Genomic DNA, 272 nt, shown 5'->3' with positions numbered 1-272 from the left:
GGGAGACTTGGCAAGATACGCCTGTCTTGTTGTTGCCGTATTCCCAGCCTGCCCGTGCTGCAGCGACGTTGTCAATGGCAAAGCTGCAGGCCGCTTCAATTAGGCGACGGCACCCCGGTGACCCCTGCGCGTTCGGGCCGTGCCTGGCGCTTGAATTCGAGCCCGATATGGACGAGCAGCGCCGTGACCACCACCGCGCCACCGATGATGGTGCGCCCCGACGGCACCTCGGAATGGATGAGCCAGACCCATATCGGGCCGAGGATCGGCTC

At 64.3% G+C, this 272-nt stretch carries 1 pseudogene; it reads right to left on the bottom strand.

The features are described from left to right. Window positions 1-95: 95 nt before the first annotated feature. Window positions 96-272 (bottom strand): annotated as a pseudogene (locus EOB49_RS38500) (EamA family transporter); the annotation flags it as partial.

Origin of the sequence: Mesorhizobium sp. M7A.F.Ca.MR.148.00.0.0 (genome assembly GCF_003997735.1) — a bacterium.
In the GTDB taxonomy this organism is placed as follows: Bacteria; Pseudomonadota; Alphaproteobacteria; order Rhizobiales; family Rhizobiaceae; genus Mesorhizobium.
This window is presented reverse-complemented; position numbering and strand designations above follow the sequence as displayed.